The sequence below is a fragment of the Caulobacter sp. GW821-FHT11A05 genome, assembly GCF_058809015.1.
Genome location: NZ_JBXASF010000020.1, coordinates 54661 through 65712, shown reverse-complemented (window position 1 = coordinate 65712; position 11052 = coordinate 54661). Strand labels below are relative to the sequence as shown.

Here is an 11052-nt window from a genome sequence, read left to right as displayed (position 1 = left end):
GCTCCAGTACGAAGCCGGCCCCGCCTATGTCATCGCCCAGATCGAGGCCCTGTTGCGTCAGTTGCACGCGAAGGCGGCTCTGAACGTGCCCGATCCCCTCGGGTCCGCCCGGTTGTTTGCCGCGCTTATCAAGGGATCCGATCTGCTGATCATCGCACGCTTCGACGAGGCGAGAGCAGAGGCCGACGCCGAAATCGAATCCTACTGCCGGTCGGCCGTCGCCATGTTCATCGCCGCGCACGGCGGCGCCGGCCAGACGGGCGGATAAGCATTTGATTGCTCCGGGCAGCTTGGCCCGGACCATCGTCCAGGGGCTGCACCACCTTGACCGATCTCACGGCCCCCTATATAACTGAGTGCCTGCTCACTCAATATTGTCAGGCGGAACCATGGCGCGTCCCCTTAGTGAAAAAAAGCGACAGGCGCTGCTGGATGCGGCGGCCGAATTCGTCGCTCGCCTTGGCACGGGCGCGTCCACGGCCAAGATCGCAAAGGCCGCCGGCGTTTCCGAGGGCACGCTGTTCACATACTTTCCAACCAAGGACGATCTGCTCAACCAGCTCTTCATCGAGATCGAGACCCACCTCACCGAGACGATGATGGCGCCCTATCCCGCGGAGGCCTCCGCCAAGGACCGGCTCTTCGCGGTCTGGAACCGCCTGATCGACTGGGGACTGGCTCATGCCACAGCGCGCAAGGCCCTTGGCCAGTTGAAGCTGTCGGATCGCGTGACGGCGGAAAGCCGGGCCCGGTGCCACGCCATGCAGCGGGAGGCGCGGACGATGGTGGAGGCCTGTCTCGCCGGCCATGCCGCGCCGGACAGGATCGCCTTCTACATCGACACCATTCTCTTCGACCTGGCCGACATCAGCATTAACGCGGTGGCAGCCAGACCTCAGGAAAGCGGCGCCATCCGGCAGGCCGGGTTCGACCTTTTCTGGAAGGGCTCCGCCGCCTGAGTTTTAACTCGTAAATGAGTATGTAATTACTCGATAATAAGGATCGAAAATGTCTGGTAGCAAGGGTTTCACCGAAGCTGACGTCTCAAAACAGACCGGAAGAAGCTTCATCGTCACAGGCGCCAATGCCGGCGTCGGATTCGAAATCGCGCGGGTGCTTGCCGCCAGAGGCGGGCGCGTCCTGCTTGGCTGCCGTGAGCAGACCAGGGCGCAGGACGCCATCGCGCGGATCAGGCGGATCACGCCGAAGGCCGATCTCGCCTGGCTGCCGCTGGACCTCGGTGACCTGGACAGCGTCCGCGCCGCGGCCGAGTTCGCCGCGAAGGAGCCACGGATCGATGCGCTCATCAACAATGCCGGGATCATGAATCCTCCTCTGACGCGCACGATGCAGGGGTTCGAATCGCAGTTCGGCGTCAATCATCTCGGCGTGTTCGCACTCACCGCGCTGCTCCTGCCCAAACTGGCGGCGACGCCGGGATCGCGGGTGGTCGTGACCTCGAGCATCGCGCATCTGAAGGCCAGGATCGACTGGGACGACCTCAACGCCGACAGGAGCTACATCAAGACCGATCGCTACGGCGCCAGCAAACTGGCGAACGCGCTGTTCTTCTTCGAACTGGATCGTCGCCTGCGCGCGGCGAAGTCGCCCATCACGGCAATCGGCGTCCACCCTGGAATCGCCGCCACAAGCCTCGGTCGTCACATGGGAATTGCCCAGATCGCAGGCCCCATCGTCGGCCTGTTGCTCAATAGTCCCGACAAGGGCGCCTGGCCGGCGCTTCTGGCCGCGACCGGCGAGGTAAAGCCCGGAGGCTATTACGGTCCCACCGGCTTTGGTGGAATCCGGGGTGCCGCCGGCGAAGCAAGGCGCGCGCCGCATGCCGAAGACCCCGCGCTCGCCAAGCGGCTCTGGGACGTCTCCGTCGCCATGACCGGCATCGATCCAGGCTTGCCGAGCCTATCCGCGGCGAGCGTTCCGGCTGCCGCTCCCAGCGCATGATTCCGCCGATGGACGTGCCGGCGATGTGGTCAAGCTGAGGGTGGATCGGCAACCGACGCATCCTCCCCGGCAAATCTACTACCCCAAAGCTACCGGATCGCGCCGCCCGAACCCGACCGTCAAAGGTCGCCTGTCATCAACGAAACCCCCTCGCCGGAGGCCGCTGCCTGCCCGCCGCCCGTCACTCCCACTCGATTGCTTTGCACCACCCAAGACATTGTTTGTCTTGGGTTTTTTGTCGCCCAGCGAACATCACGCCGATCAGGACACCGAACCATAGTGGAGACTTTGAAAACATTGGAGAAATTCTAACCTATAAAATTTCCGTGATGTTGGTGTCTTTCGAGATCTATTGACGCCCCCGGAAGCACCAAACGCGATGAAGGCATCGCCATTAACTGGCGAACCTCGCACCCTCATTGACCTCTATTCTCACGCGGCGCGCGACTTTTCCTGATCACCGGATTTGCAGACCTCGTCCAGCCGACGTTTCAGGACTCCGGTTGCGCCCTGACGACCGTCACAGCCCATCGCCGACCCGTTGAAGATCGCCCGCCGTTTGGCTGGGGAGAAATCCGGGTCCACAGCGACGCCGCCTTGCCGCGCGCGCCGCATCTGACCTGGAACGCAATCTGCATCTTCGGCCGGCGCCGCCAACCCGGTCAGAGATGGATCGACCTCATGATCGCCAGCTATGGCGACGGTTCCCCGTCGGAAAGACGCAGGAAGACGTCAGGCTTGGGCGTCGGACTTGCTCACGAAACGGGCGAGCCAGCTCGGCAGACGCGGTCCGACGGACACCAGTTCACCGAAGGCCGAAGGCTTGAGCTTGCTCTTCAGGGTCTCCAGAGCGGCCTCGGCGTTCTCCGGACCCAGCCAGGCCAGCGCCCGGACAGCATCTCCGGCCGGACGATCAGCGAGCATGAGCTGCCAGAGCGGCGCGTGCTTGAACTCGACGGTTTGCTTGCCGAGGCTGAGGGTGCGATTGGGCCCGCTGGTCAGATAGACCATGCGGATCGGCACCTGGGTCGTCAGACCCAGGGCGTTCGCCGCCGCCGCCCCGTTGGCGGCGATCACCTCGCCGCGTTGCGCCCCAACCGCCTGCACCACCTTCTCGACGGCGGGCGGCCGAACGCCGAAGCGGCTCTTCAGCGGCCGGACATAGAGGCCGCGACCGGCGCGCAGCAGCCGGCCGGCGCGCACCAGTCGCGACAGCGCCTGGTCCACGGCCGCGCGGCGGCCCAGATGCAGCAACGCCTTGGCGGCGATCGGCGCGCCTTCGGGAAGCGTTTGGGCGCGTTCCATGATCTGTTCGGCGAGGGCTTGCACGGCGGGTCTCCTGTCAGAAACATAGAGGAGTTTCTGACAGTATTCAAGAACGGCCCGCACCCTGCCCCTCATCGCCGACGCTCCGGCCCGGCAGACCCCTCGTCGCGACGCGCCTTTCCGCGCCGGACGACCGCCTGCTCCAAAGCCTCCTGGCGGGTCCGCACCGGAGGCATGGCTTTGACGAAGGCCTCCAGCTCCCCCGCCAGAGCCTGGTCGGCCGCCGACGGCGAGCGCCGCGGCGCCAGGGCCTGGGCCTGGGCGACATAATAGCGCCGGACCTTCGCCTGCCGCTGACGCAGGGCCTCGGTCCATGCCCCGGTCGCGTTCTCAGTCATCGCCTGGCGCCAGGCGGCGCGATCCCGGTCCGACGACGGGCCGGCCCCCGCCCTCTCCGGATTCTCAAGCATCGGCCAGCGAACGCAGCGCTAGGCGGGAGCACCGGTCTCCGGCTCCATTGGCGACGGCGCCCGCCCCAACCCTCACCAATGTCGCCTTTGCGCCAAGAGCGGACATTGCGCCACCTCCCGGAAGCGGACCAACGCCGCCTGACGGTTCGCGCAAGCGGGAGCAGTCAGGCCGCTCCCTATCGGCTGAAAGCGAGCCGGTTGGGGCTCGGTTCATGCTGTTCCGCATGAACTTCGACTCCCGCCCGCCGCGCCATCAGGTCGATCTTGGAGAGTTGTCGCGACAGGCGGTGGTGGCGCTCATTGAGGAGCTCCGCCAGACGGTCCGTGTCTCCGCCTCCACCGGGCAACGCGTCGTCGGCGGCCAGGGCGCAGATGTTGTCGATAGAGATTCCGATCGCGCGGAGCTCGACGACCTGCATCAATATCTCAAGGTCGGCCGCCCCGAACGTGCGGATGTCGCGGTGATCGCGTTGGGCCACCACCAGGCCACGTTCCTCATAATATCGAATGGCTCGGATCGTCAGCCCGGTCATGCGCGCGGCTCGCCCGATGGTGATGCGAGACGCGATGCTCGGTTTGAACCTGGTAGGTCCCGAGTAGGTCATGGCTTGCTCTCGTTGGATTGAAATCTGCCGGCCAACAGACCGCGGACATTGGCATCATGTTCGCCCAGCCGGGGCGGCGGGCCGCGATCCGCCACCGCCGCGCCGAAGCGCACCGGCGGGGCCATGTCCAACCAGGCTCCCTCGCTGGAATGGGACCGCTTACGAAAGAAGCCGGTGGCGACCAGGTGCGGGTCGGTCGTGATGTCGGCCAGGTCGCGCACGGCAATGGCGGGCAAGCGAGCAGCTCGACAGAGCCGCAACCAGTCCGTGGTCGCCCGCGCGGGCGTCAACTGGCCGACAAGGCGATAGACTTCGGACATCGAGCGGCTTCGACCACCCGGCGTATCGAGCGGTGAGACGGTCAGCATATCGGGCCGACCAAGGATCTCGAACAGAGTCAGCACCGCCTCGTCCGTATAGGGCACGATGCTGATGTGCCCGTCCGCCGTGGGGAAAGGCTGTCGGTGCGGATCGAGCTGGCGCGGGTAGCCGACCTCTCCGATCGGTGGGTCGAAAGTGGCTCCGAACAGGTGCTCCTTGAGCATGAAATGCGTGAAGGCCTCGAACATCGGGACCTCGACGAACTGCCCCTCGCCGGTTCGTTGGCGGTGATAAAGGGCCGCCAGCGCCGCGTAGGCGCCGTGCAGGCCAGCGACCTTGTCGGCGATGAGCGAGGGAATGTAGCGAGGCGTCGGATCACCATCGACACGGGAAGCAAGAGTGGCCGTTCCCGTCGCGGCCTGAATGATGTCGTCGTAGGCCTGCAGCCCTGCGTATGGCCCGTCCGAGCCAAATCCCGTGCAGTGCAGGTAGACGATGTCCGGCCGTAACGCACGCACCGCGTCGTAACCGAAGCCCAGCGCTTCGATGGCCGGCCGGCGGAGGTTATGAATGAAGAGATCGGCGCCCGCGACTAAGCCTGCCAGCGCGGCCTGGTCGGCGGCGGTCTTCAGATCCAGGACAATGGACTGTTTGCCCCGGTTCAAGCCCATGTGGACCGGTCCCATCCCGCTGCTGACGGCCGGCCTGCCGGCGTAGCGCATGGTGTCGCCGCCCGGCGCTTCGACCTTGATGACGTGGGCGCCAAGATCGGCAAGTGTCTGGGTCGCATAGGGACCGAAGACGACCGTTGTCAGGTCGATGATCCGAATGTCTCTGAGCATGCTGGTCGCCTGACTCGGTTCGAAACGACCGCTCAATCCATCTCGAACTGGATGGGCAGCGACTTCAGGCCATTGACGAACCAGCTCTCGATGAACCGGGGCTCGCCCGCCAATGAAACGCTGCGCAGACGCGGCAGCAGTTCCTCAAACAGGATGCGGATTTCCATCTTGGCCAGGTGCTGGCCCAGGCAGACATGGGCGCCCGATCCGAACGCCAACTGCTTGTTCGGCTTGCGATCCAGGCGGAATTCGAACGGTGCGTCGAATACCTGCTCGTCTCGATTCCCCGAGGCGTAGCAGAGCATCAGCCAGTCGCCCTTGGCGATCTTGCGACCGCCCAGTTCGGTATCCTCGGCGGCCGAGCGCATGAAGGTCTTGACCGGCGTGGTCCACCGGATTGCCTCATCGACGAGTGCGGGGATGAGGCTCGGATCGGCTTTGACCTGCTCAAACAGGCCCGGGACAGTCGCGAGGGCCCACATCGCCCCAGCGCTCGACGAGGAGGTGGTGTCATGCCCGGCCGTCGCGACGATGATGTAGTACCCTGCCGCTTCGCGCGATGGGATCGGTTTTCCATCGATCTGAGCATTTGCGATCAGGGTCGCCAGATCGTCGCGGGGATTGCGTCGCCGGTCTTCGGTGATCGCCTCGAAGTAGGTGGTGAAGTCGCCGATGACCGCCTGGATGATCGCTGAATACTGGGTCGCGGTAAGGGCCGCCTGCGCTTGCCGGATGTCGGGGTCTTGCGGCCCGAACAGCTCCTGGGTGAGCCGCAGCATGCGCGGCAAATCCTCCGGGGGCACGCCCAGAATGTCCATCACCACCTGCAGCGGGTAGTTGAGCGCAACATCGGCGACGAAGTCACACCGCCCCTCGCGCGCCGCCATGCCGTCGACCGCCTGGCGGGCCATGGACCGAATGGTCTGTTCCCGACTGCGGATCTGGCCGGGCATGAACCAGGCCTGCGACAGCAGCCGGTATTTAATGTGATCCGGCTCATCCATCTGGACGAGCGAGCGCACTATGTGGGGCGTGCCGGTGATCTCCAGAGTGCGGGCGGCGTTGGCCTTGTCGGTCAGCGTGGTGGCGCGTTCGCCGCTGGGAAACAGGCTGTTGTTCCGGCTGACTTCGAGAATGTCGGCGTGCCTGGTGACGACCCAGAAGGGCTCGAACCCGGCGGGTTCAGCGACACCTAACGGCTGATTGGCGCGCAACCAGCTGTAGGTCTCGTGCAGTTTGTCCGTAGCGTAGGTCGCCGGATCGACCAGGGCCTCGGCGACGTCCGCAGGCAGGTTGATGTCTGCCTGGCTCGCGATGATGTCGTGCATTGCCTTCCTCCACGTCGAGGGCGTATCGCCGGCTGGCCCCGCCCTAGTTGAGGACACGATAGGCGACCGGTCAAAGAACATCAATTGTAACATGCAACATTTCACAGCTATGGTGGCCTCGTGGGGTGCGGTGCTGCGAAGGTCGCCAGGACCGCCAAGCGTCCGCCACGCCGGAGAAAGCCATGGAAGTCAGAGCCGCCGTTGCGACCGGGGCGAGCAAGCCCTTCGAGTTCCGCGCCCTGCAGCTCGACGCGCCACGCGAGGATGAAATTCTTGTGCGGGTGGTCGGCGTCGGCGTCTGCCACACCGACATCGTCTTCAAGGAAGCGGGGATAATCGCCGCCCCGGCGGTCCTTGGACATGAGGGCTCGGGGATCGTCGAGGCCGTCGGCGCCGCCGTCACCAAGGTGGCGGTCGGCGACCGGGTCGCCATGACGTTCCGATCCTGCGGCCATTGCTCCCGCTGTGACCGAGGCGACGCTGCCTACTGCGAGACCATGCCGCTGCTGAACTACGCCGGCATGAGGCCAGATGGGTCGAAGGCGCTCAACGAGGCTGGCGCGCCGGTGGGCAGTAACTTCTTCGGCCAGTCCTCGTTCGCCAACTACGCCCTGACCTATGAGCGGAACGTCGTGAAGGTTCCAGACGACATCCCGCTGGCGCTGGTCGGCCCATTGGGATGCGGCATTCAGACAGGCGCGGGCGGGATCATGCGGTCCCTGGCCTGCGAAGCCGGCTCCAGCCTTCTGATCACCGGTGGGGGCCCGGTCGGGTTAAGCGCCGTCATGGGGGCCAGGATACAGGGCTGCGGAACCATCATCCTGGTCGAACCTCACGCGGCGCGGCGCAGTCTCGCGAAGGCGTTTGGAGCGACCCACCTGATCGATCCTGGCGAACATCCGGATCTGGCCACCGCCGTCCGCGCCATCCTGCCCGGCGGCGTCGACTATGCGTTCGATACCTCCGGCGTACCGAGCGTTCAGAAGGCCGTCGTCGGGGCCCTCGCGTCCAAGGGAGTCTTCGGCATTGTCGGCATCGCGCCGCCGGGAACGCCTGTGCCGGGTGAGGTCAACACGCTGATGACTTATGGCCACACCATCAAGGGCATCATCGAAGGTGACAGCGATCCTGACAGCTTCTTGCCCGAACTCATGAACCACTACCGGCAGGGCGCCCTGCCCTTCGACCGCATGATCACCACCTACCCCTTCAGCCAGATCAACGAGGCCATAGCCGCCCAGCATCGGGGCGACTGCGTGAAGGTTGTCCTCCTGATGGAAGGCTGACAATGGACAGGGAGAGCCTTGCGGTTTCGGAACGTCCGATTAAGTCCGAGGGGAAGGACCAGGGGCCAACAGTGATGGAATCGGAAAAGGTCAAAGCCAACCGCCAAGCCGTCGCCGACGCCGCTGTCCGTTGCTTCCAGCGCTATGGCGTTCACCGCGCCTCGATGACCGACGTGGCGGACGAAGCAGGCATGTCGCGCCAGACCGTCTATCGCCTTTTTCCTTCCCGCCCTGTCCTCCTGGAATACATCGTTGGCCAGCGAATCGCGGCCATGGGGGAGAAGCTGAAATCCTACTTCGCGACGGTCGAGTCCTTGGAGGAGGCCCTGGTCGAGGGTTCAATGCTCTCGGTCCAGTTCGGCGCCGAGGACCAGCTGTTCGCTGAGATCGTCAACCAGAGCGGCGAACACAAGCTTGAGCAGTTCCTGTTCCGAGGGTCGAAGGACATTCAGAAGTTGATGCTGGCGCTCTGGACGCCGGTGCTGAACCGGGCCCGGACGGAGGGCAAGCTGCGCCCCGGGGTCACCAACGAGCAGGCCGTGGCATGGATCAGGAACCAGCATGCGGTGCTGATGATCCGCGAAGACGATGAGGCCACGCGTCGCCGCCTCCTGGAGACCTTCGTGGTCCCGTCCCTGGTCAGGGACCTCCCCAAGTAGGAACGGCCGCGCGAGCCCCGCGCGACCGTTGAAAGAAAGGGCCTCCCGGCGCAATCTGCGCCGGGAGCAGGGGGGGATTAGAACCGCTGCGACAGCCGAACACCCCAGGTTCGGGGCGGCGCATAATTTCCCATGTAGGCGCCGATGGCGCCGATGTAGGTGATGTTACGCAGGTACTGCTCGTCGGTGGCGTTGTTGACGAACAGATTGACGCTGGTGCGGCCGTCGTCCGTTGCGAGCTTGGCCGACAGGTTCAGCGTCCCGTAGGCTTCCTGAGTGTCTTGCGGTCTACCGAAATATCGCAGCACAACGTCGTCGCTATAGAAGGCGTCGGCTCGCAAAGTCAGCTCCGGCAGCCAGAACGAGCCCAGCGTCGCGTTGTACTCGGCCCCCAGACTGACCGTGAAGTCGGGCGCATGTGGCAGGGGCGAGCCGTCGAGGTTTTGCGTCCCGGCCAACGGGCGTGCATCGTCGAAGCCGGCGAAGCCGTCAAAGCGCGCGTGTATCAAGGAGAAGGCCGCGTTCAGCTTGAAGGCCTCCGACACCTCCCACGCAATCTCGCCTTCCAGGCCATAGATCTTCGCATCGGCGTTCTGAACTATGGTCGTCGAGGGCGGCCGGGTGATGGTCACCTGCAGGTCGGAATAGTCATAGTAGAAGGCCGCGAAGTTCGCGGTGATCCGGCCGTCCACCCATTGCGTCTTCAGCCCGACTTCGTAGGCGTCGACCAGTTCGGGCTTGAAGAGACCATCGGCGCCGATGGCCTGACCGGAGCCGCCTTCAAGGTTCTCGCCGCCGGATTTGAAGCCTCGCGACCATTGGGCGTAGAAATTGATGTCGTCGTTGAAGGCGTATTGCAGGCCAAGCTTGGGCAGCAGCTTCTCAGTCGAGGTGCTCACATTTATTGGCCCAGTGGCGTATTGCGCGGCGCCGGGCACAAAGCCGACACCCGGAATGTTCAGACCGAACAGCTGAGCGAACGACTGCTCCTCGTTGTTGTAGCGCAGGCCGGCGGTGATCTTGAAGGCCTCGGTCATCGACCAGGTCAGGTCGCCGAACAGGGCGTGGGAGTCAGTCTCGCTGGCCACCGACTGCAGAACATAGGTGTCCGTCGGCACGCCGAAGCCAGGCGCGAAGACCGCGCCCAGCCGCAGCGGCAGGGTGTTGCTGGCCTCTTCATGGTAGAAATAGGCGCCGGCCAGCCAGTCGACGGGACCGGTGGAGCCGGACAGGTTGAACTCCTGCCCGTAGGATTCCGATGGACGGCTGAAATCGACGGCATCGAAGCCCGCGTAGGTCGTGGCGTCGGCGTCGAAATCAACGCGGCTCTCATGATCGACATAGCTGGTGATCGACTTGAGCGAGATGTCGTCGCCGATGTCCCAGGCGACCTCAGCCGCCAGGACGGTGGTCTTGCTCGCCTGGACGAAGGGACCGTCAGCGAAAAGCCAGTAGGGCTCGGTCGTCTGCACTGCGCCGGGGAGTACGGTGGGCGTGAGGAGTTGCTGATAGGCGTTGGCGCCGTTGGACTCTTCATAACGGGCGGACAGGTCGATGCTCAGACTGTCGCTGGGCTCGAACCGCAGCGCGGCGCGGGCGTAAGCGACATCGACCTCGTCGATCTTCCGGTCGCCGGGCGACACTTTCACATACCCGTCCTGCACTTCGCGTCCGCCGCTCAAGCGGGCGCTCACCGTGTCGCCCAGCGGACCGGACACATAGCCGTTGACCCCCAGGGCCGATCGGCTGCCGCCGGACAGATTGACCTGGGCCTCGAAGCTGTCGGTCGGCGCCTGGGAAACGAAGTTGATCGCACCGCCCGTGGCGTTCCGGCCGTAGAGCGTGCCCTGCGGTCCTCGCAGCACCTCGACGCGTTCGAGGTCGACGGCCCGGAGGGTCGCCATCGTCGAGCGGGGCAGAAACACCCCATCGACATACATTGCGACGGTCGGCTCGGTGATGCCGGAGTCCACGGTCGATCCGATGCCCCGAATGGTGATCAGGGTCGTGCCGGCGTGGCTGCCAAAGTTCAGGTTGGGCACCAGTTGCGAGATGGCCTCGATGTCCGAGACGCCCCGCTCCTGCAGGACCGATCCGTCAACGGCCGAGATGGCGGCCGGGACATCCTGGATGTTCTGACTTTGCTTCAAGGCCGTGACGATGACCTCGTCGACCTCGGCGGTTTCCGGCTCGTCGGCGGCCGTGGCCGAGGCGACCAGGCCCATCTGGAACACGAGCGCGAGACCGCTCGCGCAAAGTGCGAGTGAACGTTTCACCTGGCATCTCCCCATCGCCGCTATGCGCGGTCTGTCA

Annotated in this window: 11 protein-coding genes; 5 read left to right on the top strand and 6 right to left on the bottom strand. The window is 64.8% G+C overall.

Annotated elements, in window-relative coordinates:
- From AC1RSK_RS22090 to AC1RSK_RS22080, 3 genes are all read left to right on the top strand, one after another.
- Positions 1–268 (top strand): TetR/AcrR family transcriptional regulator C-terminal domain-containing protein (locus tag AC1RSK_RS22090; protein ID WP_492909852.1); only part of this gene is annotated, 268 nt, incomplete at its 5' end.
- A 121-nt stretch (positions 269–389) separates the two neighbouring features.
- On the top strand, positions 390–959 hold the full coding sequence (locus AC1RSK_RS22085) for a TetR/AcrR family transcriptional regulator (RefSeq protein WP_492909851.1): 570 nt from the start codon (positions 390–392) through the stop codon (positions 957–959).
- A gap of 49 nt (positions 960–1008) precedes the next feature.
- Positions 1009–1962: an oxidoreductase gene (locus AC1RSK_RS22080; protein WP_492909850.1), complete on the top strand. Its 954-nt coding sequence runs from the start codon at positions 1009–1011 to the stop codon at positions 1960–1962.
- 732 nt (positions 1963–2694) lie between these two features.
- Here the strand turns inward: AC1RSK_RS22080 and AC1RSK_RS22075 are convergent.
- The 5 genes from AC1RSK_RS22075 to AC1RSK_RS22055 all read right to left on the bottom strand — a co-directional run bounded on the left by AC1RSK_RS22075 (position 2695) and on the right by AC1RSK_RS22055 (position 6794).
- On the bottom strand, positions 2695–3291 hold the full coding sequence (locus AC1RSK_RS22075) for a DUF6088 family protein (protein ID WP_492909849.1): 597 nt from the start codon (positions 3289–3291) through the stop codon (positions 2695–2697).
- 68 nt (positions 3292–3359) lie between these two features.
- Complete coding sequence (locus tag AC1RSK_RS22070; protein ID WP_492909848.1) at positions 3360–3626, bottom strand: hypothetical protein; 267 nt, start codon at positions 3624–3626, stop codon at positions 3360–3362.
- Between the two features lie 248 nt (positions 3627–3874).
- Positions 3875–4303 (bottom strand): MerR family transcriptional regulator, encoded by a 429-nt coding sequence (locus tag AC1RSK_RS22065; protein WP_492909847.1) that lies wholly within the window; start codon positions 4301–4303, stop codon positions 3875–3877.
- A complete protein-coding gene (locus AC1RSK_RS22060) occupies positions 4300–5466 on the bottom strand; it encodes a CaiB/BaiF CoA transferase family protein (RefSeq protein WP_492909846.1) in 1167 nt (388 codons plus the stop codon). Before AC1RSK_RS22060 ends, AC1RSK_RS22065 begins: the two co-directional genes overlap by 4 nt.
- A gap of 32 nt (positions 5467–5498) precedes the next feature.
- Positions 5499–6794, bottom strand: a complete 1296-nt coding sequence (locus tag AC1RSK_RS22055) for a cytochrome P450 (RefSeq protein ID WP_492909845.1) — start codon at positions 6792–6794, stop codon at positions 5499–5501.
- A 182-nt stretch (positions 6795–6976) separates the two neighbouring features.
- Here AC1RSK_RS22055 and AC1RSK_RS22050 point away from each other — a divergent pair, with 182 nt between their 5' ends.
- Together AC1RSK_RS22050 and AC1RSK_RS22045 are read left to right on the top strand one after the other, a co-directional pair.
- Complete coding sequence (locus AC1RSK_RS22050; RefSeq protein WP_492909844.1) at positions 6977–8080, top strand: NAD(P)-dependent alcohol dehydrogenase; 1104 nt, start codon at positions 6977–6979, stop codon at positions 8078–8080.
- Positions 8081–8154: 74 nt separating this feature from the next.
- A complete protein-coding gene (locus AC1RSK_RS22045; RefSeq protein WP_492909843.1) occupies positions 8155–8739 on the top strand; it encodes a TetR/AcrR family transcriptional regulator in 585 nt (194 codons plus the stop codon).
- 77 nt (positions 8740–8816) lie between these two features.
- On the opposite strand, the gene AC1RSK_RS22040 is transcribed toward AC1RSK_RS22045, so the two are convergent.
- Positions 8817–11015, bottom strand: a complete 2199-nt coding sequence (locus AC1RSK_RS22040) for a TonB-dependent receptor (RefSeq protein ID WP_492909842.1) — start codon at positions 11013–11015, stop codon at positions 8817–8819.
- Between the last annotated feature and the right edge of the window lie 37 nt (positions 11016–11052).